The 23,652-nt window shown below is 67.2% G+C and carries 21 protein-coding genes; 15 read left to right on the forward strand and 6 right to left on the reverse strand.

Annotated features, from left to right (window positions below; genetic code table 11):
• Nucleotides 1-56: 56 nt before the first annotated feature.
• Complete coding sequence (locus ACFWPH_RS15770; RefSeq protein ID WP_378751492.1) at nucleotides 57-257, forward strand: hypothetical protein; 201 nt, start codon at nucleotides 57-59, stop codon at nucleotides 255-257.
• Between the two features lie 14 nt (nucleotides 258-271).
• Here the strand turns inward: ACFWPH_RS15770 and ACFWPH_RS15775 are convergent, their stop codons facing one another.
• Nucleotides 272-763 (reverse strand): SixA phosphatase family protein, encoded by a 492-nt coding sequence (locus ACFWPH_RS15775; protein ID WP_378751494.1) that lies wholly within the window; start codon nucleotides 761-763, stop codon nucleotides 272-274.
• Nucleotides 764-937: 174 nt separating this feature from the next.
• Here ACFWPH_RS15775 and ACFWPH_RS15780 point away from each other — a divergent pair, with 174 nt between their 5' ends.
• Entirely contained in the window at nucleotides 938-2,614 is a 1,677-nt protein-coding gene (locus ACFWPH_RS15780; RefSeq protein ID WP_378751496.1) for a 4Fe-4S binding protein, read from the forward strand.
• Between the two features lie 451 nt (nucleotides 2,615-3,065).
• Here the strand turns inward: ACFWPH_RS15780 and ACFWPH_RS15785 are convergent, their stop codons facing one another.
• Nucleotides 3,066-3,833 (reverse strand): acyl-[acyl-carrier-protein] thioesterase, encoded by a 768-nt coding sequence (locus tag ACFWPH_RS15785; protein WP_378751498.1) that lies wholly within the window; start codon nucleotides 3,831-3,833, stop codon nucleotides 3,066-3,068.
• A gap of 308 nt (nucleotides 3,834-4,141) precedes the next feature.
• Here ACFWPH_RS15785 and ACFWPH_RS15790 point away from each other — a divergent pair, with 308 nt between their 5' ends.
• The 10 genes from ACFWPH_RS15790 to ACFWPH_RS15835 all read left to right on the forward strand — a co-directional run bounded on the left by ACFWPH_RS15790 (nucleotide 4,142) and on the right by ACFWPH_RS15835 (nucleotide 14,007).
• The gene (locus tag ACFWPH_RS15790) at nucleotides 4,142-5,116 is read left to right on the forward strand and encodes an NADPH:quinone oxidoreductase family protein (RefSeq protein WP_378751500.1); all 975 of its coding nucleotides are present in this window, start codon (nucleotides 4,142-4,144) and stop codon (nucleotides 5,114-5,116) included.
• Between the two features lie 79 nt (nucleotides 5,117-5,195).
• Nucleotides 5,196-5,726, forward strand: a complete 531-nt coding sequence (locus tag ACFWPH_RS15795; RefSeq protein ID WP_378751502.1) for a DUF3558 domain-containing protein — start codon at nucleotides 5,196-5,198, stop codon at nucleotides 5,724-5,726.
• A gap of 4 nt (nucleotides 5,727-5,730) precedes the next feature.
• Nucleotides 5,731-6,291 carry a DUF3558 domain-containing protein gene (locus ACFWPH_RS15800; RefSeq protein WP_378751504.1) on the forward strand — a complete coding sequence of 187 codons (561 nt, stop codon included), beginning with the start codon at nucleotides 5,731-5,733 and terminating at the stop codon, nucleotides 6,289-6,291.
• 262 nt (nucleotides 6,292-6,553) lie between these two features.
• Nucleotides 6,554-6,928: a 30S ribosomal protein S12 gene (gene rpsL / locus ACFWPH_RS15805; protein WP_014353064.1), complete on the forward strand. Its 375-nt coding sequence runs from the start codon at nucleotides 6,554-6,556 to the stop codon at nucleotides 6,926-6,928.
• Between the two features lies 1 nt (nucleotide 6,929).
• Nucleotides 6,930-7,400 carry a 30S ribosomal protein S7 gene (gene rpsG, locus ACFWPH_RS15810; protein ID WP_062978101.1) on the forward strand — a complete coding sequence of 157 codons (471 nt, stop codon included), beginning with the start codon at nucleotides 6,930-6,932 and terminating at the stop codon, nucleotides 7,398-7,400.
• A 129-nt stretch (nucleotides 7,401-7,529) separates the two neighbouring features.
• On the forward strand, nucleotides 7,530-9,632 hold the full coding sequence (gene fusA / locus ACFWPH_RS15815) for an elongation factor G (protein ID WP_378751506.1): 2,103 nt from the start codon (nucleotides 7,530-7,532) through the stop codon (nucleotides 9,630-9,632).
• A 136-nt stretch (nucleotides 9,633-9,768) separates the two neighbouring features.
• Entirely contained in the window at nucleotides 9,769-10,959 is a 1,191-nt protein-coding gene (gene tuf / locus ACFWPH_RS15820) for an elongation factor Tu (protein ID WP_378751508.1), read from the forward strand.
• Between the two features lie 172 nt (nucleotides 10,960-11,131).
• Nucleotides 11,132-11,632, forward strand: a complete 501-nt coding sequence (locus ACFWPH_RS15825; protein ID WP_378751510.1) for an LppP/LprE family lipoprotein — start codon at nucleotides 11,132-11,134, stop codon at nucleotides 11,630-11,632.
• Between the two features lie 79 nt (nucleotides 11,633-11,711).
• The gene (locus ACFWPH_RS15830) at nucleotides 11,712-12,509 is read left to right on the forward strand and encodes a glycerophosphodiester phosphodiesterase (RefSeq protein WP_378751512.1); all 798 of its coding nucleotides are present in this window, start codon (nucleotides 11,712-11,714) and stop codon (nucleotides 12,507-12,509) included.
• A 409-nt stretch (nucleotides 12,510-12,918) separates the two neighbouring features.
• Nucleotides 12,919-14,007, forward strand: coding sequence for a hypothetical protein (locus ACFWPH_RS15835; RefSeq protein ID WP_378751514.1), 1,089 nt, complete (start codon nucleotides 12,919-12,921; stop codon nucleotides 14,005-14,007).
• A 41-nt stretch (nucleotides 14,008-14,048) separates the two neighbouring features.
• Here the strand turns inward: ACFWPH_RS15835 and ACFWPH_RS15840 are convergent, their stop codons facing one another.
• Nucleotides 14,049-15,404, reverse strand: a complete 1,356-nt coding sequence (locus tag ACFWPH_RS15840; RefSeq protein ID WP_378751516.1) for an MFS transporter — start codon at nucleotides 15,402-15,404, stop codon at nucleotides 14,049-14,051.
• Nucleotides 15,405-15,458: 54 nt separating this feature from the next.
• Between ACFWPH_RS15840 and ACFWPH_RS15845 the strand changes: the two genes are divergently transcribed.
• The gene (locus ACFWPH_RS15845; RefSeq protein WP_378751518.1) at nucleotides 15,459-16,454 is read left to right on the forward strand and encodes a GlxA family transcriptional regulator; all 996 of its coding nucleotides are present in this window, start codon (nucleotides 15,459-15,461) and stop codon (nucleotides 16,452-16,454) included.
• A gap of 200 nt (nucleotides 16,455-16,654) precedes the next feature.
• Here the strand turns inward: ACFWPH_RS15845 and ACFWPH_RS15850 are convergent, their stop codons facing one another.
• Complete coding sequence (locus tag ACFWPH_RS15850) at nucleotides 16,655-17,911, reverse strand: FAD-dependent oxidoreductase (protein WP_378751520.1); 1,257 nt, start codon at nucleotides 17,909-17,911, stop codon at nucleotides 16,655-16,657.
• A gap of 68 nt (nucleotides 17,912-17,979) precedes the next feature.
• Between ACFWPH_RS15850 and ACFWPH_RS15855 the strand changes: the two genes are divergently transcribed.
• Entirely contained in the window at nucleotides 17,980-19,047 is a 1,068-nt protein-coding gene (locus ACFWPH_RS15855; protein ID WP_378751522.1) for a helix-turn-helix transcriptional regulator, read from the forward strand.
• Between the two features lie 132 nt (nucleotides 19,048-19,179).
• Here ACFWPH_RS15855 and ACFWPH_RS15860 read toward each other — a convergent pair whose 3' ends face one another.
• Nucleotides 19,180-21,309, reverse strand: coding sequence for a hypothetical protein (locus ACFWPH_RS15860; RefSeq protein ID WP_378751524.1), 2,130 nt, complete (start codon nucleotides 21,307-21,309; stop codon nucleotides 19,180-19,182).
• 555 nt (nucleotides 21,310-21,864) lie between these two features.
• Nucleotides 21,865-22,221: an SPW repeat protein gene (locus ACFWPH_RS15865; protein WP_062978123.1), complete on the reverse strand. Its 357-nt coding sequence runs from the start codon at nucleotides 22,219-22,221 to the stop codon at nucleotides 21,865-21,867.
• Nucleotides 22,222-22,442: 221 nt separating this feature from the next.
• Between ACFWPH_RS15865 and ACFWPH_RS15870 the strand changes: the two genes are divergently transcribed.
• Nucleotides 22,443-23,642, forward strand: a complete 1,200-nt coding sequence (locus ACFWPH_RS15870; RefSeq protein WP_378751527.1) for an NAD(P)/FAD-dependent oxidoreductase — start codon at nucleotides 22,443-22,445, stop codon at nucleotides 23,640-23,642.
• Nucleotides 23,643-23,652: the final 10 nt, after the last annotated feature.

The following is a 23,652-nucleotide window of genomic DNA, read 5'->3' on the forward strand; positions in this document are numbered from 1 at the left end:
GGAACCGAATTCCGCGGCTGCCAGCACCTCCGGTTCCGTGCACGTAACCTGGGATTATGGCTAAGGAAATCGACCGGGTCCGGGCGCGTTCAGCCTGGGCCACGGTCAAAGAGAGCCCGGTGATCACCGCCATTGCGGTGGCGCCGGTCGTGGTGGTATTCGGACTGGTCTGGTGGCTGATCGGCGGCTGGGCGGCATTCCTGCTGCTGGTGCTGCTGGGCGCCGGGGCCGTCTTCGGCGGCAAACTCCTGCGCTGAGCAGCCGCGATGGCTCAGCGGGGGATATGGAAGGCGGCCAGATCGCCCGTACCCGGCGCTATCCGGTCCCAGGGCAGGTCGAAGCGCAGTACGGCCAGGGCCGAGGTGGGAAATTTACGGCTGATCCGCAGTGCGTCGTCGGTATCGTGGTCGGCCGCCAGATCCCACGCGGTCCACGGCATACCCGGTGCATGCCCGATCACCAGTAGAGTGGACAGTGCCGGATCGGTCAGCTGGACGAGTTCGATCAGCTGGTCGGTTTCTGCCCCGTAGATCCCGGCATCGAATTCCACCGGCGCGGTGATCGCGGTCGCGGTGAGGGTTTCCCGGGTACGGGTCGCGGTCGAGCAGCGGACCGCCGAAATGGGTGGCTGACTGGCGCGAAGCCAGTCCCCGGCCAATGCGGCTTCGCGTCGGCCGCGCGGTGCGAGCGGGCGTTCGTGGTCGTCGATTCCGGGCGGGTACGCCGACTTCCCGTGCCGCATCAAGATCAGAGTCCGGGTCATGCGACCACCGTAAGCACCCTCCGTGCGGAGAGGGCCAACACACTCGAGGCAAACTGAAAGCGGCGTCACAATGGAGGTGGGCCGGTGATCCCGGTCCGCACCGATTGTCCCGCCCTGCCCACCGTGACCCGGAAGGCACCAGCCCGCACATAAGTCTCGAGGATCTGCACAAATATGGCCTACGTAATCACGCAGCGTTGTTGTAACGATGCCAGCTGCGTTTCCGAGTGCCCGGTCGACTGCATCCGCCCGACTCCGGACCAGCCGGAATTCGCCACGACCGAAATGCTCTACATCGACCCCGACACCTGCATCGACTGCGGCGCCTGTGTCGACGCGTGCCCGGTGGAGGCCATCTTCTCCGAGGACGATCTCACCGCGTCGCTGGCCCGCTACCGGGATATCAATGCCGCCTGGTTCGAGCGGCACCCCCTGGAATCCAATCTGGATCCGATCGCCACGCCCGTGCGTCCGCCCAAGGAACTCGGGACGTTGCGGGTCGCGATCGTCGGTGCCGGCCCGGCGGCCGCTTATGCCGCCGACGAACTGCTCCGCCGCTGCGATGTCCAGGTGGAGATGTTCGACCGCCTGCCTACGCCGTGGGGTCTGGTCCGCGCCGGGGTGGCCCCGGACCATCCCGGTACCAAGACGGTGGCCGGGATGTTCGAATCGGCGTTCCGCCGCGACACCCTGCAGTACTACCTGAACGTCGAGGTCGGCGAGCACATCAGTCACGAGGAACTGCTGGCCCACCATCACGCCGTTCTCTACGCGGTGGGTGCCTCCTCCGATCGGCGGATGGGTGTCCCGGGTGAGGAGCTGCCCGGCAGCCATTCGGCCACCGAATTCGTGGCCTGGTACAACGGCCACCCCGACTACGCCGACCGCACCTTCGACCTGTCCGGGGAACGGGCGATCATCGTCGGAAACGGCAATGTCGCGCTCGATGTGGCGCGCGTGCTCACCGTGCACCCCGACGAACTCGCCAAGACCGATATCGCCGACCACGCCCTCGCCGCGCTGCGCACCAGCAATATCCGCGAAGTGGTGGTGCTGGGCCGGCGCGGACCGTTGCAGGCCGCCTACACCTCGCCGGAATTCCTGGCGCTCGCGCACCTGTCCGGGGTCGATGTGGTCATCGATCCGGCCGATCTGAAACTCGACCCCGCCTCGCAGGCGGTGCTCGACGATCCCGACGTCGAGCCGTCGCTGCGGTTGAAGTACACGCTGGCCGAGGAATATGCCGGGAAGCCGCCCACCGAGGGCAACAAGCGGATCGTGTTCAAATACCTGGCCTCGCCCACCGCCGTACTCGGAACCGACCATGTGGAAGGGCTCGAGTACGCGCACAACGAGCTGGTCGACGTGGACGGTGTGCTCAATGCCCGCGCCACCGACAGGACCGGCAGCTATGACGCCTCCCTCGTGCTGCGCTCGATCGGCTACCGCGGTGAACCCGTGCCGGACCTGCCGTTCGACGAGAAGCGTGCCGTGGTGCCCAACGAGCACGGCCGGGTGACCGGCCCCGACGGCACCCCGCTGAGCGGCGTGTACGTCAGCGGCTGGATCAAGCGCGGTCCCCGCGGCGTCATCGGTTCGAACCGCATCGACTCCGAGGAAACGGTCGAGGTCCTCATCGCGGACTTCATGTCCGGCAAACTGGCCGCGCCCACCGGCGACCGCGACGCCCTGCGCGCCCTGGTGCAGCAACGTCAGCCGGATATGGTGGATCGCGTCGGTTGGAAGGCCATCGATCAGGCCGAACGCGGTGCCGGGAAGGAAGCGGGCCGCCCCCGGGTCAAGTTCACCACCCACACCGACCTCCTCCAGGCCGCCAAAGGCAGCGAGTGAATCCGGTGTGACCGGCCAGTGGATCGAGTGATTCCTGAGCGCCGTGCCGCGGGCCCCGGTACTCGCCGTATCCGGGGTCCGCGCACAACCTGTTCGCCGCCCCTCGGGGCCCGGTCGCAGGCCTGTGTGTTCGGGGCTGGTCACCGTGTCCGGTGAGCCCCGGCCGCCCTACGCCGAGGCACTGGAAAATCGACCCAGTGCGGCTAACGTACGCACCCTGAGGCAACGGCCATCGCCCCCGGTCGTCCGATTTTCCACGAGACTGTCGAAGTCCCACCCCGCGGACCCCGACGCAACCAGCGGCGGCGCCGAGTCCAACGAGGCCCTGCAAGGTTTTGGCCCGCGTGGTCGTTCAGCACTCGATGCAATGCGGCGCAGCCGCGAGCATCGAGTGCTGAACGACCACGCAAAGGGGGGCCAAAACCCCGCGCCGACGGAGTCGGCGCCAAAATTACAGCCCCGCGATGCGGACGATGGTGGTGGTTATTCCGTCGACCACGAACCACAGACGCAGGGTGGGGCGGGCGTGGCGGTCGCCGGGTTCGTACCGGCTGCGGACGCTGATGTGCTGGCGGGCCAGTACCGGAGCGACGTATTCGATCACCGCTCGGTGCGGCCCGCTGGCCAGTTTCGGATAGTCCACGAGGTATTGCTCGACCGCCTGCCAATAGCAGGCGTTGTTCACGTGGTTGTACTGGTCGATATCGGTGGCGCGCAGCGGGAACGGCAGATCGGTATCGGATTCCGCGGGAGCGGGTTCGGTGAGCCAGGGCCGCCAGCGCAGCCGCTGTTCATTGGTGGTCTGCGCCAGATACGCCAACCCCGCATCACTGATCCGGGCCGGCATATTGTTGGCCTCGTTGATCTTGATCCAGAAACCCTCGGTCTCGATCAGGCCACCGCGGTCGCTGGTTACCCGCACCCGCATATTCGACCAGCGGGTGGACATACTCGAACACCAGCGCAGCAGATGCACGGTATCGGGCCACCGGACCGGCCGGATCACATCGATCACCGTGCGCCGGATTATCCAGTTGGGGTCGGTCTGCTCCAGGATGGATTGCTGGAGGTGTTCCCAGGCGATGTCCTGGAGGTAGCGGGCGATACCGTCGAGACGCACGCGGTTGTACGGGTCCACGTCACCGGCTCGCACCGGCCACGCCGAAACGAACCCCATGCCCTCCTGGGGAAGCGGGGCGAGTGGCTGATCGAGTGACACTTGCGCTCCTCGCGCGGCGGGTCGCGCCGCGGTACTTCTGCTGGTTCCTGAGCAAGACTTTACGGTGCTGTGTCTATGGCGCCGCCTGCGGCGTCGCGGGTTCGGGGCCCCCGGGGGTCTCGAATCTTCCCTCCTCCGCTCCTCCGCTTCGCTCCCCCGCTCCGTCAGTCCAGATCCGAGACGGGCCCCGAACCAACTGCTATGGACTTCCCGCTGTTGTGACCGATAGTTTGGGGTTGATCGGTGGATTGGTACATATCATCATGTGCGTCTCATGGCGCCGGGTGAACGAACGAAAGGGTCGGCATATGCGCGCAGCTCAGGTCAGCAAACTCGAGGGGCCCGAAGCGATCGAGATCGTCGACATACCGGAACCGGAACCGCTGCCCGGCGGCGTCGTCATCGACGTGCACGCGGCCGGGGTCGCGTTCCCGGACGTGCTGATGACCCGCGGGCTGTATCAGATGAAGCCCGAGATGCCGTTCGTCGTCGGCGGTGAGGTCGCGGGCGTGGTCCGCGAAGCCCCGGAAGGTGCGCAAGTGAAACCGGGCGACCGGGTCTGCGCCCTGACCATGCTCGGAAACGCCATGGCCGAGGTGACCACCACCGCCGCCGAGATGGTTTTCAAGCTCCCGGACAACATCTCCTTCGAGGAGGGCGCCGGAATTCTGTTCAACGATATGACCGTGCACTTCTGCCTGCGTAACCGCGGCCGGCTCGCCGAAGGTGAAACCGTGCTCGTGCACGGAGCCGCCGGCGGGATCGGTACCTCGACACTGCGGATGGCGGCCGCGCTGGGCGCCGGACGGGTGATCGCGGTGGTCAGCACCGAGGCGAAAGCCGAAATCGCGCGCGCCCAGGGCGCCACCGATGTGGTGCTCACCGACGGCTGGCTCGATCGGGTCAAAGAACTCACCGGCAACCGCGGTGTCGATATCGTCCTCGACCCGGTGGGCGGCGACCGCTTCACCGACAGCATCCGCTCGCTGGCGCGCGGCGGCCGGCTGCTGGTGGTGGGCTTCACCGGCGGCGATATCCCCACGGTCAAAGTGAATCGCCTGCTGCTCAAGAACGTCGAGGTCGTCGGCGCCGGCTGGGGCGAATGGATGCTGTCGCATCCCGGCTACCTGACCGAGCAGTGGGCCGAGGTGGGACCGCTGTTCGAGGCAGGCAAGATCGCGCCCCCGCAGCCGGTGCTGTTCCCGCTGGAGCAGGCGGCGCAGGCCGTGGGCTCGCTGGAAAACCGTGCTGCCACTGGCAAGGTCGTGGTCACGCTGCGCTGAGCAGGCAAGAGGCGGCGCAGGATCCACGGGCGACCTGCGCCGCCTTCGGGACCGCGGTTTCGTCGGTATTGTTCACACCATGCGGATCAGGTCGGCGATAGTCCTCGGATTGACCGCGGCGTTTGCTCTGACGGGGTGCGGTTCCGGCGCCGGCTCCGAAGAAGCCGACGGTCCGCGGGGGCCCGCTCCCAAGGTGGCCGCGCTGGGTCCGTTCGTGGGGGAATGCGGACACGTCACCGACGACGAGGTCCGCGATATCGGGGGGCTCGGCCAGATCACGCAGTCGTTCAAGAACGCGGTCGGCTGTAACTGGCAGTCCGGTGGACTGAGCGGTGCGTCGATAACATTCGCGTCGTATCGAGGCAGTCCGCTGGAGCGGGAAAAGGCCTGGGTCACCACGCACGGCCGGCCACCGGAGCCGATCACCGTCGGCGGACGACCCGGTTTCGCGGCGCTGGACACCGATAGCCGTATCTGCGATCTGGCGGTGCAGCTCGACGACGATTTCTTCGAATGGTCGACCGCGCTGGGCAGCTTCAGCGATATCGGTGGCAATCCGTGTGATCGCAGCCGCGCGCTCGCCGAACTGACCATCGAGCGGCTGGAGTGAGACGATGACCTTCCGTGAACGAGCCGGCCGTGGCCGGGTCCGCACGCTGGCCGCGTCGGCGGCGATACTCGTGGCCGCCGTCTTCGGCGCCGGCTGCGGTAGCACGGTGGACGGTACGGCCCTACCGGTCGGCGGTGGCGAAACCGTCGATACCGCACAGATCGACAAACTGCTCCGCGAATGCGATGTGGTCACCGACCAGCAGATCATCGACGCGCTCGGCGGTAACACCTACATCCGGGATTCGTTCTTCGGTGCGGTGTGTATGTGGGATATCGGCGGCGGCTCCGGGATGCTCACGCTGAACTGGTACGAGAACGGATCGTTGCGCAATGAGCAGGCGACCAACGACAAACTCGGCTACACCAGTACGAAGACCACGGTGCAGGGCACGATCGCCCTGGAGATCCGCCGGCCGAACGATCCCAACTCCTGCGGTATGACGGCCAGTGCGGCCGACTCGGGAGTTATCGGCTGGTGGGTGAATTCGTCGCCGGGCGTCACCGGCGACCCCTGCGCCGCCGCGAAGAAACTCCTCGAACTCACCCTCAACATCGCCCGATGAGGAGTACAGTTCGCACCCTGTTTTGACCGTGTCATCTGCGTCCGAGTACAGTGGACGGCTGTGCCCGGAAGGATACGGGCAAGTTCGAGCGCAGACGTAGGCCAGCGAGAGCGGCTGACGATTCCAGCGTGCCTGTAATTCGGGCCCTGAACTGTGCGCGACACGCCCGACCTCGGGACGCGAGAAACGTGGTTGGACGTGCGGGTGAAAGCTCGATGAACAGACCTGACACCGCCAGAACCGATTAAAGGAAAGCCGGTCTATGCCAACCATCAACCAGCTGGTCCGCAAGGGTCGTCGCGACAAGGTCGCGAAGACCAAGACCGCGGCCCTCAAGGGGAGCCCGCAGCGTCGTGGCGTGTGCACCCGCGTGTACACCACCACCCCGAAGAAGCCGAACTCCGCGCTCCGCAAGGTCGCGCGTGTTCGCCTGACCAGCGCGGTCGAGGTCACGGCCTACATCCCCGGCGAAGGCCACAACCTGCAGGAGCACTCGATGGTGCTCGTCCGCGGCGGTCGTGTGAAGGACCTTCCCGGTGTGCGCTACAAGATCATTCGCGGTTCGCTGGACACCCAGGGTGTGAAGAACCGTAAGCAGGCCCGCAGCCGTTACGGCGCCAAGAAGGAGAAGAGCTGATATGCCGCGCAAGGGCCCCGCTCCCAAGCGTCCGCTGATCAACGATCCGGTCTACGGGTCGCCCCTGGTCACGCAGCTGGTCAACAAGATCCTGCTCGACGGTAAGAAGTCCACCGCCGAGCGCATCGTCTACGGCGCGATGGAACAGGCGCGCGAGAAGACGGGCACCGATCCGGTTGTCACCCTGAAGCGCGCGCTGGACAACGTCAAGCCGTCGCTCGAGGTCAAGCCCCGCCGCGTCGGTGGCGCCACCTACCAGGTGCCGGTCGAGGTTCGCCCCGGCCGCGCCAACACCCTGGCCCTGCGCTGGCTGGTGAACTTCTCCCGGGCCCGCCGTGAGAAGACCATGGTCGAGCGCCTGGCCAACGAACTGCTCGATGCCAGCAATGGTCTGGGAGCCTCCGTGAAACGTCGCGAGGACACCCACAAGATGGCCGAGTCCAACCGGGCCTTCGCGCACTACCGCTGGTGATGTCTGTCCGGCCCCACGCTGCGGGCTCGGGAGGCGTACGGAAGCTCGGCTTCCGGCTTTGACAACAGATGACGGCCGCTACAGGTCGTCGGCGAGAATCCCAACTAGCTACGAGCGGGGAAGATTTCCGTGGCACAGGACGTGCTCACCGACCTGAACAAGGTCCGCAACATCGGCATCATGGCCCACATCGATGCGGGCAAGACCACCACTACCGAACGCATCCTCTTCTACACCGGTGTGAACTACAAGATCGGCGAAACCCATGACGGGGCGTCGACCACCGACTGGATGGAGCAGGAGCAGGAGCGCGGTATCACCATCACCTCCGCGGCGGTGACCTGCTTCTGGAACCAGAACCAGATCAACATCATCGACACCCCCGGGCACGTCGACTTCACCGTCGAGGTGGAGCGCAGCCTGCGCGTGCTCGATGGCGCCGTCGCCGTCTTCGACGGCAAGGAAGGCGTGGAACCGCAGTCCGAGCAGGTGTGGCGTCAGGCCGACAAGTACGACGTGCCGCGGATCTGCTTCGTCAACAAGATGGACAAGCTCGGTGCGGATTTCTACTTCACCGTGCAGACCATCAAGGACCGCCTCGGCGCCAAGCCGCTGGTCATCCAGCTGCCGATCGGTGCGGAGGACACCTTCGAGGGTGTCGTCGACCTGGTCGAGATGAAGGCCAAGGTCTGGACCGGCGAAACCAAGCTGGGCGAGAAGTACGAACTCCAGGACATCCCGGCGGATCTGGTCGAGAAGGCCGAACAGTACCGGCAGGAACTGCTGGAGACCGTCGCGGAATCCGATGAGGAGCTGCTGGAGAAGTTCTTCGGCGGTGAAGAGCTCACGATCGACGAGATCAAGGGCGCCATCCGCAAGATGACCGTCAACTCCGAGCTCTACCCGGTGCTGTGCGGTTCGGCGTTCAAGAACAAGGGCGTGCAGCCCATGCTCGACGCCGTGATCGACTACCTGCCCTCGCCGCTGGACGTCGAGTCGGTACAGGGGCATGCCCCCAACAAGGAGGACGAGGTCCTCACCCGTAAGCCGAGTGCCGACGAGCCGTTCGCCGCGCTGGCGTTCAAGATCGCCGTGCACCCGTTCTTCGGCAAGCTGACCTACGTCCGCGTCTACTCGGGCAAGGTCGACTCCGGCGCCCAGGTCATCAACGCGACCAAGGGCAAGAAGGAGCGTCTGGGCAAGCTGTTCCAGATGCACTCCAACAAGGAGAACCCGGTTCCCTCGGTCAGCGCCGGCCATATCTACGCGGTCATCGGCCTGAAGGACACCACCACCGGTGACACCCTGTGCGATCCGAACAACCAGGTCGTCCTGGAGTCCATGACCTTCCCGGACCCGGTCATCGAGGTCTCCATCGAGCCCAAGACCAAGTCCGACCAGGAGAAGCTGGGCACCGCGATCCAGAAGCTCGCCGAAGAGGATCCCACCTTCACGGTGAAGCTGGACGACGAGACCGGCCAGACCGTTATCGGCGGTATGGGCGAGCTGCACCTCGACATCCTGGTCGACCGGATGAAGCGCGAATTCAAGGTCGAGGCGAACGTCGGCAAGCCGCAGGTCGCCTACCGCGAGACCATCACCAAGAAGGTCGAGAAGCTCGAATTCACCCACAAGAAGCAGACGGGTGGCTCGGGTCAGTTCGCGAAGGTGATCATCGCCCTGGAGCCGTTCGTCGGCGAGGACGGTGCGCACTACGAATTCGAGAACAAGGTCACCGGCGGCCGCGTGCCGAGGGAATACATTCCTTCGGTCGACGCGGGTGCGCAGGACGCCATGCAGTACGGTGTGCTCGCCGGTTACCCGCTGGTCAACCTGAAGGTGACCCTGCTCGACGGTGCATACCACGACGTCGACTCCTCGGAGATGGCGTTCAAGATCGCCGGCTCGCAGGCCCTCAAGGAAGCGGCCCGCAAGGCCGGTCCGGTGATCCTCGAACCGCTGATGGCGGTCGAGGTCACCACGCCCGAGGACTACATGGGCGATGTGATCGGCGACCTGAACTCCCGCCGTGGCCAGATCCAGGCCATGGAGGAACGCAGTGGTGCCCGTGTCGTCAAGGCGCTGGTTCCGCTCTCGGAGATGTTCGGCTACATCGGTGACCTGCGGTCGAAGACCCAGGGCCGGGCGAACTACTCCATGGTGTTCGATTCGTACGCGGAGGTTCCGGCCAACGTGTCGAAGGAGATCATCGCCAAGGCGACCGGCGAGTAAGTACCCCTCCGGGGCGGGTAGCTCGCCCGCCCCGGATCTCCCGGGAGTTTGTACAACCGTTAGTTCCCCGCGTACGTGGGGATGACCCCCGCACTGCTGCAACTGCAAGCACCAACAAGTCCAGGAGGACCACACAGTGGCGAAGGCGAAGTTCGAGCGGACAAAGCCGCACGTCAACATCGGCACCATCGGTCACGTCGACCACGGCAAGACCACGCTGACCGCAGCGATCACCAAGGTGCTGGCGGACAAGTACCCGGACCTCAACGAGAGCTTTGCGTTCGACATGATCGACAAGGCGCCTGAGGAGAAGGCCCGCGGTATCACGATCAACATCTCGCATGTCGAGTACCAGACCGAGAAGCGTCACTACGCGCACGTCGACGCCCCCGGTCACGCCGACTACATCAAGAACATGATCACCGGTGCGGCCCAGATGGACGGCGCCATCCTCGTGGTCGCCGCCACCGACGGCCCGATGCCGCAGACCCGTGAGCACGTGCTGCTCGCCCGTCAGGTCGGCGTGCCCTACATCCTGGTCGCGCTGAACAAGTCGGACATGGTCGACGACGAGGAAATCCTCGAGCTCGTCGAGATGGAGGTCCGCGAACTGCTGGCCTCGCAGGAGTTCGACGAGGACGCGCCCGTCGTGCGCGTTTCCGGCCTGAAGGCGCTGGAGGGCGACGAGAAGTGGGCCGAGTCCATCGTCGAGCTGATGAGCGCTGTCGACGAGTCCATCCCGGACCCGGTGCGTGAGACCGACAAGCCGTTCCTGATGCCGATCGAGGACGTCTTCACCATCACCGGTCGTGGCACCGTCGTCACCGGTCGTGTGGAGCGCGGTGTGGTCAACCTCAACGAAGAGGTCGAGATCGTCGGCATCAAGCCGGAGAAGACCAAGACCACCATCACCGGTATCGAAATGTTCCGCAAGATGCTGGACACCGCTCAGGCCGGTGACAACGCGGGTCTGCTGATCCGTGGCATCAAGCGCGAGGACGTGGAGCGCGGCCAGGTCGTCATCAAGCCGGGCACCACCACCCCGCACACCGAGTTCGAGGGCCAGGCCTACATCCTGTCCAAGGACGAGGGCGGACGCCACACCCCGTTCTTCAACAACTACCGTCCGCAGTTCTACTTCCGTACCACGGACGTGACGGGCGTTGTGACCCTGCCCGAGGGCACCGAAATGGTTATGCCCGGCGACAACACCGAAATGTCGGTCGTGCTGATCCAGCCGGTCGCCATGGACGAGGGTCTGCGTTTCGCGATCCGTGAAGGTGGCCGTACCGTCGGCGCCGGTCGGGTCACGAAGATCCTGAAGTGATTCGCTGAATCGCTGGATACGGCGTCGCTCCGAAAGGAGCGGCGCCGTTTTTCGTTTCACGGAACAAGGCAGGTATGAGCGCTCACCGAAAGCCGGTGCCTGCGCGCCCCGATAACACTCGAACTTCTCAGCCGATATCACGGGTATCCGACGTCGAACGAAGGAGCTCGGTTTGATACGTAGAGCTGCCGCTGCCCTGTCACTCGCCTTCGCCGCCACGGCGGTCGGCGCCGGCACCATCGGCGCCACGCCGGAGAACCCCACAACACCCGAATCGTGCCCCGCTGTTCCGGCCGACCGGGTCGACGATGCCGTCGGCCGGCTACCACAAGCTTTCCCGGATGTGCCCTGGCACGTGACGGGCAGTGGTTCGTCCGTCGGCTGCGCCTTGAACTGGGTGCAGGTCGATCCGGAGGGAGCGACCGGGAGTTCGCCCAGACATATCCTGCTCTTCGACCACTTCAAGTACGGGAGCACAGCTACCCAGGATCCCGAGGCATTCGTCACCGTCGCCGGTAGTGACGCTCCGGGGCAGATCACCGTCACATTCCGGTGGCTGAACCCCGGCGACCCCAATGCGAATCCCACCGGCCGGGCCGACGTGCGGTACCAGCTCTTCCCACAGGCACCGCCCGGGCCGATCGATCCGATTCCGCCCGAGGTGACCGGCTGACAAGCTACCGGCTGGGCAGCTCGCCTCATTCGGGCCACAGCTCTCGGTAGAACCGTGCTGCAGGTGTCAGACTCGGCGGGTGGCTACATCAACCGGAGTAACCGTTGTCGCGCACCGAGGGCTCGCGCCCGGGTTCCCGGAGAACACACTGGCTGCCTTTCGTGGCGCGATCGGGCTCGGTGTCGATGCGATCGAGATCGACCTCCGGGTCACAGCTGACGGGCATCTCGTCGTGATGCACGACGATACGGTGGATCGGACCACCAACGGTCACGGCCGAGTCGCGGACCTGATGTTATCCGAGGTCCGATCCCTCGACGCCGGTTCCTCCGCTGGTTCGGCCTTCCGTACAGAACGGGTACCGACTTACCGCGAAGTGCTGGAGACCGTCCAAGGGCATCGGATACAGCTACTGCTCGACATCAAAGACTGCCCAGTCGAAGCCAAGGAATCAATAGTTGAGCTGACCGATCATTTCGATGCCTCGCATCGGGTGATCCTCGGCCCGCGTACGGTCACCGACCTGCACGAATTCAAACAGCTGGATCCACGCCTGCGCACGTTGGCCCTCGTGCCCGGACGAACCGACCTCCCGCCGGACCCGTCGGATATCGCGGCGTTCATCGACGCCGGCGCAGAGATCGTCCGTCTCTGGCCGGTCTGGCTGCTTACCGATCACAATGCCGGCGCCCAGCTCATCGACGGCGTTACCACGCGCGGTGTGCCGGTATGGACCTGCGCAGACACCCTTTACGGTGACATCAGCGCCGACACCCCGGAGAACGATCTCCGGCGACTTGTCGACATCGGCGTGACAGGCATCCTCACCAACCTGCCGGGACTGCTGATGGACATGGTCGGACAGGAGCGACAGTGACGCCGTCTGCGATGGTTACGGGCCGTTCGTTGCGGCTCGCGTTGGAGGGATCCGACGTACCACCGTTCGATGACGATTACGCCTTCGAGATCGCGGCGGCGCTCGCCATGGTGTCGGATTGCGCTGACTTCGGCGGATCGACCGGGAGCGGTGAAGAAGGGCGTCCTGCCGTAGTGCACGGGTGGTGTTGCCGGGAGTCGGCCGGGTCGACAGAATCCGTTGGGAGCGGCTAATGTCCGGTTCGTCCTGGTACTTCCGGTGCCTGTCCGGAACCGGCTTCGCCGAGTAGGTCCGGTCGGTGATGCGCCGGACAGTGGGATACGCCGTTTTACGGCGGGCGGCGTAACCGGGCAGGGCCCAGACGGTTCGAGCGGCGGCGGCTGGGTCCGAAGAAGGCAGGACGAGATAGATGACGAATCCGCAGTATCCGGGTGCCGGTGACCAGCCCGGTGGCTTTCCGCCGCAGCCTCCCGGGGGACCCGCGCAACCGTTCGGTGGGCATCCGCAGCCTGGTATGCACGGGCCGGGACAGAATCCGTATCCGCCGGGGCCGCAGCAGTATCCGCCGCAGGGGATGCAGCCCGGGTACGGGCCGCCACCATACCCGCCGCAGCCCGGGGGACCGTACGCACCGCAGCCCGGCGGGCCGTACCCACCGCAGCCGGGCAAGAGCCGCGGGACCGTGGTGATGGTGACGCTCGTTGTGGTCGTGCTGGTCGTCGGGCTCGGCGTCGGTGGGTATTTCCTGCTGTCCGGGGGCGACGGGGCCGGGGATCCGCGCGCTGTTGCCCAGCAATTCGTGGACGGTGACGGCGAGAACAAGGAGCTGATCTGCGCGTCGGATCTCGCGAAGATCGAGGAAGCCGGAGCGTCCGCGGCCCGGCCTACCGAACCCATCACAATGCCGGACGGTGCGGCCGCGACGAGTGAGCTGGTCGATGTCGATGTACCCGAGGGGAGCGATAAGGGGACCTTCACCGTCAAGACGGACGTGACTGTCGGTACGCAGAGTCACAGCCAGACCGTGGAGTACGACCTCGTCGTAGAGGACGGTGACTGGAAGGTCTGCGGCATTCTGGAGGCGGCGGAGCCCGGCAGCATCGACTCCGAGGCACCTGGGAGTAGTGATTCCGGGAAACCGGGTAGCAGCGACTCCGACAGCAACAGCACCGGCGGCGACTCCGGCGACCCACGTGCTGCCGCTCAGCAATTCGTGGACAGCGACGGTGTGGACAAGGCTGTTATCTGCGCAGCAGATGTCAGGACGCTCGAACTGGCCGAAAAGGGGGGATCTCCGCCGCTCGCGCTACCGGAGACCGAATACTCCACGCTGGAGATCACGGAAGTCGAAGTACCGGCGGGCGGCGATCGTGGGACCTTCACCCTCGAACTGAAGGCGAAAGGCGTCTCGACACCCATCAGAACCGTCCACTACGACCTCGTCGAAGAAGGCGGCGAGTGGAAAGTCTGTGGCGTCCTGATGGCATGGATCAGTTGACCCAGGTCCTGTAACAGGCTGGGGTGCTGTGGCGGTACCGGTCAGTCGAGTGCGGTAGCGCCGCCACCTGTGGCAGCGCGACCTTCCCGAACGCGTGCTTCGCCGTCTCCCGGCGCCTTCGCCGCCGGGAAGTTCCGCTCCGGCAGCCGGATGGCGGCGCACATGAGCGCGGCCACGACGCACAGTCCGGCGGCCACATGGAAGGCGAGGTCGTAGGAGCCGTCGGTGTCGCGGACGTAGCCCGCACCGAATGCGGCGACCGCGGCGCCGAGTTGGTGGGCGGCGAAGACCCAGCCGAACACGATCGGGGTCGAATCGGCGAACCAACGGCGGCAGATGGCGATCGTCGGTGGGACGGTGGTGACCCAGTCGAGGCCATAGAAGATGATGAACACCCACATGCTGGGTTCGGCGTGGGGGGAGAGCAGCGCGGGGAGGGCGAGCAGGGATACGCCGCGGCCGAGGTAGTAGATCACCAGCAGGATGCGGGCGTCCACGCGGTCGGTGAGCCAGCCGGAGAACACCGTTCCGAGGACATCGAAGATGCCGACCGTTGCCAGCAGGGAGGCGGCGACGGTTGTCGGCATACCGTGGTCGTGCGCCGCGGGAACGAAATGGGTGCCGATCAGGCCGTTCGTGGTCATACCGCAGATCGCGAAACTTCCGGCGAGCAGCCAGAATGCGCGCACGCGCATGCCTTGGAGCAGTCCGCTCGCGGCTGCGCCGAAGGTGCCGTTGGGTAGCGCTTCGCCGGTGGTGTCCGTGGAACCGCCGTAGGCCGTGGTCCCGATATCGCTGGGCCGGTTGCGGATGAACAGCAGCACCAGCGGGATCACCGCGAGGGCCGCGAAGGTGACGATGAGTGAGGCCCAGCGCCAGCCGAATCGGTCGGTTACGCCGGCGACCACGGGCAGGAAGACGAGCTGGCCGGTCGCGCTCGCCGCGGTGAGCACGCCGGTGACCAGTCCGCGCCGGGCGACGAACCAGCGGGTCGCGACGGTGGCGACGAAACCCATGGAGAGGGAGCCGGTTCCGAGGCCGACGAGTACGCCCCACAGCAGGATCAGCTGCCAGGAGGCGGTCATGAACAGGCCCAGGCCGGTTCCGGTCGCGATCAGCACGAGCGCTCCGGCGAGAACCGGGCGAACCCCGAACCGGTCCATGAGCGCGGCGGCGAACGGCGCGGTGACACCGAACAGCACCATGTTCACCGAGATGGCGGCGCCGACGGTCGCATGCGACCAGCCGAATTCGGTGTGGAGCGGGTTCATGAAAACGCTGGGGACCGCGCGGAATCCCGCGGCACCCAGGATGGCCACGAAACTCACGCCGGCGACGATCCAGGCGTAGTGCAGTCGCGAGGTGCGGGTCGCGACGATAGAACTCTCTGTCCTCACGATGATCCAGCATTCGGGACCGGCAGTTCCGGAGCCAGTGGCAGAATCGACAATATGCGTGAAAATCATGCCAATGGCGGCGCTGTGCCGGAACGGCATGTGGTGGCCGTACTGCTCCTGGAACCGGTGGTCGGATTCGACGCGACCATCCCGCCGCTGGTCTTCGGCCAGGCCACCGACGAGGCGGGTAACCCGCTCTACGAGGTGGTGACCTGCGCGCTACGGCCGGGCTCCGTCCGGACCACCTCCGGCTATTCGATCGTCGCCGAGGCGGGCGCCGATGCGCTCGCTGCCGCCGATACGGTCATCGTGCCGGGCACGAAATATCCGCCGGCGCGTCTCGACGGAGAAAACACTGCCGAGGTGGCCGCCGCGCTGGAAACGGTGCCCGCCGGTGCGCGGATCGTATCCATCTGCACGGGAGCCTTCGTTCTCGCCGCGGCGGGCCTGTTCGACGGGCATCGAGCCACCACCCACTGGCGGTACGCGGACGATTTCCGGCGGCTGTTCCCCGCGGTCGAACTCGACGAAACCGTGCTGTTCGTGGACGAAGACGGCCTGCTGAGCTCGGCGGGACTGGCCGCCGGTATCGACCTCTGCCTGTATCTCATCCGGCGCGATCACGGCGCTGTCGTTGCCAATCGTGTGGCGCGGTACTGCGTGGTGCCACCCTGGCGAGAAGGGGGTCAGGCGCAGTTCATCGAACACCATGTTCCCGACCACGATGAGCGCAGTACCGCGACCACCCGCGCCTGGGCGCTGGATCACCTGGGCGAAGCGCTCAGTGTGGCGGTGCTGGCCGCACATGCGCGCATGAGTTCGCGTACCTTCAGCCGCCGGTTCCGGGCGGAGACGGGACTTTCGCCCGGCGCCTGGTTGCGTGATCGCCGGATCGACCGGGCACGTGAACTGCTCGAATCCGCGGACCTTCCGATCGAGGCCGTGGCCGAACTGTCGGGGCTGGGCACGCCGGACAATCTGCGCCATCACATGCGGCGTGGGCTGGGGATGTCGCCGTCCGCCTACCGGAAGACCTTCGCCGGCTCATGACGCGGCCGTGCGGGCACGTACCCGGACCCTCGCGGTCGGCGCGGGCGCGGCCCGCAGCGGGCCGGGGGAACAACCGAATCGGTCGTGCAGCCGTTGATCCGGGCGATCCGCCGCCGTGCCGCCTCGAATGTTGCTGCTGATCGCTCTTCTGGCGCCACTCCTGATCAGCGGCTCCGGAAACTCCGCGCTGGTCGTTTTTCTCATAGGGAAGCCAAGCGTCTGCGCCCGAGTAGTTGGGCGGTGGCCAGGACCGCGGCGGTGGCGGTGGTGGCGCCTGCGCCGAGCGGCGAACCGGTGGCGCGCATCAAACGCACGGTGCGCATGGCCGCGACCAGTACTTCGCTGCCGCGCACCCGCATATCCGCCTCGAACCGGCTCACCGCAACGGGCAGGGTGACCGTGCCGGCCGCGACCGCGCGCAGGCCGGTGACCAGGCTCGCGGCATCCCGGATGGCAGCCCCGGCGCCCATACCCGCGGTGGGTGGGGTTGCGTGGACCGCGTCACCGAGCGCGGTGACCGCGCCGGCCGGCCACGGGGCGAGTTCCTCGGCCCGGGTCGATGCGGCATTGAAGCGGAAGGCCGCGATACTGCCGGGGGCGGCGCGTTCGACGACCTCGAGTGCGGACCGCCGCCAGCCTTCGCGATCGAACGCAGTGAGCAGCGCGGACCGCAACTCGGTACCTTGTAGCGCGCGCAGCGCATCGGTTGCGGGGGATTCTGCGAACATGGCGCCCCAGATGTAGGTGGGGCCGGTCGTGATCGCCTCCCTGGGGCGGGGCGTATCCAGGACGGCGTTGCCGGCCGGGTCGAGGAAGCCGATGTACAGGGCCGTGGTGTGTGGCCCGAGCACCATGCTCGAACGCGATCCGAGCCGGTGGCGCTCGGTGACGCCGAGGTCGCCGGCGGTGGTGCGGCCGGAGAAGCCGATGATTCCGGTCGGATGGTTGGTCGGACGGCCCGCCAATCGGCGCGCGACCAGCGAGTGGGCGCCGTCCGCGCCGACCAGCAGATCACCCGGCACCGTGGACCCGTCGGCGAACACTGCCTGCGGTGCGCCGGTGGCCGTGCGGGCGATATCGGTGACCGGCGAGCCCAGGTGCAGATCGGCGCCGACCCCGTCGGCCAGAATCGTTCGCAGGGTGATGCGGTCGATATCGACGCCCGGATTGTCGTCGAGCCGCGGCCCGTGACCCAGCAGCCGGCCGTGCCGGTCCCAGAAGGCGTCGCGGGCCCGTAACCGCAACGCCGAGGACGCCCCCAGCAGCCGTTCGAAGATCTCCGGTGCCACCAGCTCCTGGAGCGCCGCCTGTGCCCGGCCGTCGAGTGTGATGTGGTAGCCGCCGGTCTGCGTGATATCGAGATCGCGATCGAAAACCGAGACCTCGAAGTCGTGCCGGCGCAGCCCGGCGGCCAATGCCAGGCCGCCGATTCCGCCTCCGACGATGATGATGCGCACTATCGGTCTCCTGGACTCGTGGTGAATTACTTCCGGGAACCGACAGTGCCATCGGTAGTGGACACCGAATGTCCACTACCTTGGAGCCGGTGGCCGAAACTTCCCGGCGCGCACTGCGCCTGCTGTCGCTGCTCACCGCCCGGCGCAGCTGGTCGCTGAGTGACCTCGCCGCCCGATTGGAGGTGAGTGAGCGAACCGTCCGGCGGGATGTCGACACGCTGCGCCGACTCGGCTATCCCGTGGTGTCGCTGCGCGGACCGGCCGGCGGTTACCGGCTCGGAGCGGGGCATACGCTGCCGCCACTGCTGTTCGACAGCGATCAGGCGCTGGCCGTCGCGGTGGCACTGCAAACCGCGCCGCACACCGTGTCGGGTCTCGGCGAGGACGCCGCGCGGGCCCTGGACGCGCTCGAACAGGTCATGCCCACCAGGTTGCGTGCGGCGGTGGAAGCGCTGCGGCTCACCAGGTTGCAGAACTACTGGGAGTTCCCGGCGCCACCCATCGAGGCGGTGGCGTTACAGGTCGCGGGCAGTGCCGTGCGGAGCCACGAAGTGCTTCTCGCCGAAACCCTCGGCCCCGACGGCGCCCGCCCGGTTCCCGGTACGGCCGGATTCGCGCCGGCCCGGCGCATCGAACCCCATCATCTGGTGGTCTGGGCCGGGCGGTGGTACCTGGTCGGGTTCGATCATGCCGACGATGCCTGGCGCGTGCACCGGCTGGACCGTCTCCATCTGCACACGCCCACGGGAATCCGGTTCACCCCGCGCGAACTGCCCGGCGGCGATGTCGCCCACCTGGTCATGACCAGCTACGACCGCGGCGATACCCCCGCCGCATGGGAGTGCACCGGAAGCGCCCGGCTCGATCTACCGGCCGAGACGGTCGCGCGCTGGGCGCCCGGCGGATCGGTTGTCGAGCATCTCGATCCCGGCCACTGCCGCCTCACCGTCGGCGCGTGGTCGTGGGCCGGGATCGCCGGATTGCTCGCCACCTTCGATACCGACCTCACCGATGTGCAACCCGCGGAACTGGTAGCCGCGTGCCGCCGGCTCGCGCGAAGATTCCGGGCTGCCGCGGCCTCACCGGCCGGCAGTCGATGGGCAGGCGTATCGGCCGAACCGGATACGCCCAGGTAGTCGCCGATCGGCGGCCCGCCGGAACCGGCGCCGGTGGGCTGAGGCCCGCAACCTGGCCGACGCAGCGATGCGTCCGCAGCCGCCACCCGGTCGGCGTGTCCGGTCCGCACCACCAGTTTGTACAGCGCCGGTTCAGGATTCGCGGGCTGCCTGCAGGAGCGCGTTGGCGAACTTCACCATCTGGGCCGGCCCGCCGTACCAGGCGGTCACCGCCGATAGCACTGCCGAGCGAGCTTCCCGGGCAGCGCGGGCGACCTCGTCCGCCGAAACCTCGCCGGCTTCGGCCTGCCCGGCGAGTACTTCGAGATCATCGCTTGCCGTGAGCAAACGCATGATGAGGTGGATATCGATATCCGCGCCTTCCTCGCTGCGGCTGTGCCGGGATGTGGTGTCGGCCGGTACGGAACCGCGCTCGGGTTCGGCGGGCGCAGGGTCGGTGAGTTCGGCCGCGATCGGCTCCGGCCGGTCGGCGGAGGGGAGCGGCGTTGCTTCCGCGGCCTCGCGGGCGCGGCGGGAGCGGCGTGTTTCCAGCGGTGGGCGCGATTCGTCGCCGCCGGTCAACGCTTCCGGCGTGGTGCGGGATTCGTCGGGCACCAGACTCAGTGGTGCGGAACTGCCGCGGCGTGCAGCGGGCAGCGGATCGGCCGCTGCTTCGGCGGTATCGGGTTCGGGTGGGGTACTCGCCTCCGAATGGCGAGAACCGGGGCCGTCCTGTTCGGATTCCAGAATCCGGGAGAGGATTTCGGAGACCGGGGCCGCGGCGGAATCCTCGTCGGGCTCGGTGGTGTGCACCGGTTCGGGATCGAGCAGACGGTCAAGTATGGGAGTGCTGTCCGACGGTGGCGCGAGCCGCGGGGGTGCTTCGTTTTCCAGCGGGGAATCGCTGCCCTGGTCGCCGGAGTCGGTATCGCCGACCGGCTCTGTGGTGCGGAATCCGAGGGAATCCGGTTCCGGTCCCGCGGGGCGATCGCTGTCCGGTTTGTACCGGGACGCGGAGCGCGGCATCCGGCGTGGGGCCGGAAGATCTCCGGCCGCGCCGGTTTCCGGGAACTCGAGCTTCGGAGCTGGTCGCGGCAATTCCGCGGCGGCTGTGTCAATGGCAGGTGCCTCGCCGTTACCCGGAGCGGGTGCGTCCTCGATATCGGAGGGCGCGTGCCGGGCCGCGGATCGGGGCAGGCGGCGGGCCGGGAGCGCGGGCGCGGCGGAGTCGTCCTCCGTGGTGCTCGCGGGGGCGGGAGCCTGACCGCGCGGAGAACGCGTGGGCAGGGCAGAAAGGGCCGGTGCGGGGGATTCGGCGGAATCTGCTGTGGCGGCAGGGAGCTCATAGAGGTCGCCGGAACGGGCGCCGGGTTCCTCGGGGCGGTACTGGTCTTCGAACGGATTGAACTGTTCGGCGTCGGATTCGGCCGGTTCGGTCAGCGCCGATTTGCGGCGTCGGCCACCACTTTCGAGGGCCTGCGGTACCGGTTCGTCGCCGATCGAGCTGAGCCAGCTGGGCAGCGAACCGGTATCGGCGGACGAGCCACCGAAGGAATCGGTATCGGTGGGTGCCGGGCGATAGGACCCGGGGTCCCCGGGCGGCGGCAACGGCTTTCCCGAAGCGCCTTCCTCGTTCTGCTCGGCGGTGGGCAGTTGTGTGGTCGCCGCGCCCGACAACTGGGCCGGGCCACCGGACGGTACGGTCAGCTCGTCGGGGTGCTGCATATCGGGCTGGTAGGGCGCGGACATCGGGATCCGCGGTGACGACGACAGCGCGGGCGCCGGATCACCGGGCTGGGAAATACGCGGCAGCGCCGCGGAATCGGCCTGGCCGGGCGCCTGATGCGACCCGCCGGCCGGCGTGGAGCGGGTGGGCAAGGCCGTGGTTTCGGGAGTGTCGTCCGGTATATACGGGGGACCGTCGGCCGGTGGTGTGGTGAAACGGGAATTCGGCTCGGGCTCCAAGGGGCTCATCGTCTGGACACCCGGCGAATCGCCGATGACACCCGAGGTGTTCCAGGCGGCGAACGGGTCGAGAGCCGCTGAACCGCCGGTGTTCTGCGGGTTCTGGTGCGGGGTGGACGGTGGTGCGGGGGTCCACGTGTAACCACGGTCCGGAACGGACTCGGGCCGGTTCGTGGCGCCGTTCGACCCCTCCGCCGCATCGAATCCATTGGATCCGAAGCCGGCGAAGCCCCTCGACTCGGAGTTGCGCTGCCCGCGCCCGTACTCCTCCGGGCGGGCGCGGCGTTCGTCTCCGAGGCTGGCATTTTCGGCATCCATGCGCTCATTCTTACCCACCCGGGTGGGCTTCGTTCTAGTGCGCGAAGCCCCTCATCTCCCCGCGAAGCGCCCGGGGTGACGAGGATTACACCGGCGTCGTGCCCGCGGCCACCGCTGTTGCGGTCCGCCTGTTTTCCGGACATGCCGTGTTGACGTGCTCCGACGGCGAGAAGTCCCGGCACCGGTGAGGATCGGCTCGGTGAGGAGGCGGGTCGGACGTCAATCATCGTGCCCGCGGGGTTTTCCCTCGGGTGTCGATGGCGCAAATGCGCCTAGTCGGTGCCCCTGGACACGACACGCGGTGTCCGATCGGGGAAGTTCAGTGGATTTTTACAAACGGCTGGTGCGTTGCGCCGGATTGCCTGCGCGATATGCGCCGACCGCGCGAATCCCTCGGCGGAATCGTCGGATCGAGGATGGTGCCGGCGAGGCTCTCGGCTCGCCGGGGTGCATACCGGGAATGGCACAACAGCGAGTCTCCGGCCGGCCGAGCGCCCGGAACCGCAATCGCCTACCCGCCGGCACTGCCGGCGGGTAGACCGGTACGGCGCGGGATCAGTGGTGCGGGGCCGCTCGGTGCATTCGTCCCGCCACGGCCGGCAGTGCCGCGACCGCGAGTACCACGGTGACGAGCCCGACGATCCACGACGTCCATGCGGCGCCGTTGTATGCGGTGTAGTCCATGACCCAGGGTGCGAGGAACAGCAGCGCGCCGAACAGGCCCATGGCGTAATCCGTGGCCGCCATGGACGGCCGGTACATCTGGGCGAGCCCGGTCAGCGCGATGAGCACTCCGAGCACGATCATCGTCCAGACGGCCCGATCATTGGTGGCGACCCAGATCGGCGACAGGGCGGTGAAGGCTCCGAGTACGACGGCCAGGAAATCCTGGGTCCGGCTTTCGGTGAACATAATGGCCTCCTGAAAGTGGATACAGGTCCGTTGACAGGGCCTGACCTCGGTATAGCTGCCCCAGGGTGGCCGGTCGATATCGCAATGGACACGATTACGCGGCGAAACGATGCGGAAGGTGTCGCTGGCCTCCACCGGGCCGTCCAAGTTAGGGTGGGCTACACAATTTTCTAGAACCTGTTTCAGGCGCGGCGCGAGCGGGCCGCGGGAGGGAGTTCGGTATGTCCGCGCCGATCGTGATAGCCGGTGCCGGCCTGGCCGGGCTGCGCACCGCCGAGGAACTGCGCCGCGCCGGGTACACCGGGAAACTGGTGGTCCTCGGGGACGAGGCGCATGCGCCCTACGACCGCCCGCCGCTGTCCAAACAGTTCGTGCGCGGTGAAATCGACGCGACCCCGCTGCGCCCCGAGGAGTTCTACGGCGAGAAGGATATCGATCTCCGCCTGAAAACCCCGGCTGTCGGTGTGGACACCGCCGCCAAGAAGGTGCGGCTGGCCGACGGTTCGGCCGTGGAATACGAGCACCTCGTGATCGCCACCGGGCTGACACCGCGCCGGTTGCCCGGCACCGACGAGGTCGTCGGCGTCCACGTGCTGCGCAGCCACGACGATGCCCTCGCCATCCGGGCGGGCGCGCGCGCCGCCGAGCACGCGCTGATCATCGGTGCCGGATTCATCGGCTGCGAACTCGCCGCCAGCCTGCGCGCGGAGGGGCTGTCCGTGGTGTTGGTGGAGCCGCAGCCTGCCCCGCTGGCCGGTGTGCTCGGCGCGGAAGTCGGCGAACTGGTGGCCCGGCTGCACCGTGCCGAAGGCGTCGATCTGCGCTGCGGTATCGGTGTCGACACCCTGCTGGCGGACCCGGACGGCCGGGTTCGCGGTGCCCGGCTCGCCGACGGTTCGGAAGTGCCGGCGCAACTGGTGGTCGCCGGGATCGGATCCCGGCCGGTCACCGACTGGCTGGCCGATTCCGGAATCGAGCTGGCCGAACCCACGGCCGGTGGCGGGGTGTTCGCCGACGAGACCGGGCGCACCAGCGTGCCCGGAGTCTGGGCGGTGGGCGATGTCGCGGCCTGGCGCACCCCGACCGGGGAGCATCGGCGGATCGAACACTGGACCAACGCGGGCGAACAGGCCAAACTGCTGACCTGCGCGCTGCTGGGCGTCGAACCACCGAGCACGCCGCAGGTGCCGTACTTCTGGAGCGACCAGTACGACCTCAAGATCCAGGCGCTGGGCACCCCGCGTGCCTCCGACGAGATCCGCATCCTCGCCGACGACGGCCGCAAGTTCCTCGCCTACTACATCCGCGAAGGCCGGCTGGCCGGTGTGGTGGGCGCCGGTATGACCGGCCGGGTGATGAAGATGCGTGCCGCGATCGCCGCGGCCGCCCCGGTGGAGGACCTGCTCGACGCCACTCAATAACCTGTTCGGT

This window comes from Nocardia sp. NPDC058499 (assembly GCF_042719915.1).
Classification (GTDB): Bacteria; Actinomycetota; Actinomycetes; order Mycobacteriales; family Mycobacteriaceae; genus Nocardia.

Excerpts from the sequence above, each read along its gene's own strand:
- ACFWPH_RS15770 (WP_378751492.1), top strand. The coding sequence starts at position 57 with ATGGCTAAGGAAATCGACCGGGTCCGGGCGCGTTCAGCCTGGGCCACG.
- ACFWPH_RS15775 (WP_378751494.1), bottom strand. The coding sequence starts at position 763 with ATGACCCGGACTCTGATCTTGATGCGGCACGGGAAGTCGGCGTACCCG.
- ACFWPH_RS15780 (WP_378751496.1), top strand. The coding sequence starts at position 938 with ATGGCCTACGTAATCACGCAGCGTTGTTGTAACGATGCCAGCTGCGTT.
- ACFWPH_RS15790 (WP_378751500.1), top strand. The coding sequence starts at position 4,142 with ATGCGCGCAGCTCAGGTCAGCAAACTCGAGGGGCCCGAAGCGATCGAG.
- ACFWPH_RS15795 (WP_378751502.1), top strand. The coding sequence starts at position 5,196 with ATGCGGATCAGGTCGGCGATAGTCCTCGGATTGACCGCGGCGTTTGCT.
- ACFWPH_RS15800 (WP_378751504.1), top strand. The coding sequence starts at position 5,731 with ATGACCTTCCGTGAACGAGCCGGCCGTGGCCGGGTCCGCACGCTGGCC.
- rpsL (WP_014353064.1), top strand. The coding sequence starts at position 6,554 with ATGCCAACCATCAACCAGCTGGTCCGCAAGGGTCGTCGCGACAAGGTC.
- rpsG (WP_062978101.1), top strand. The coding sequence starts at position 6,930 with ATGCCGCGCAAGGGCCCCGCTCCCAAGCGTCCGCTGATCAACGATCCG.
- ACFWPH_RS15835 (WP_378751514.1), top strand. The coding sequence starts at position 12,919 with ATGACGAATCCGCAGTATCCGGGTGCCGGTGACCAGCCCGGTGGCTTT.
- ACFWPH_RS15845 (WP_378751518.1), top strand. The coding sequence starts at position 15,459 with ATGCGTGAAAATCATGCCAATGGCGGCGCTGTGCCGGAACGGCATGTG.
- ACFWPH_RS15855 (WP_378751522.1), top strand. The coding sequence starts at position 17,980 with ATGTCCACTACCTTGGAGCCGGTGGCCGAAACTTCCCGGCGCGCACTG.
- ACFWPH_RS15860 (WP_378751524.1), bottom strand. The coding sequence starts at position 21,309 with ATGGATGCCGAAAATGCCAGCCTCGGAGACGAACGCCGCGCCCGCCCG.
- ACFWPH_RS15865 (WP_062978123.1), bottom strand. The coding sequence starts at position 22,221 with ATGTTCACCGAAAGCCGGACCCAGGATTTCCTGGCCGTCGTACTCGGA.
- ACFWPH_RS15870 (WP_378751527.1), top strand. The coding sequence starts at position 22,443 with ATGTCCGCGCCGATCGTGATAGCCGGTGCCGGCCTGGCCGGGCTGCGC.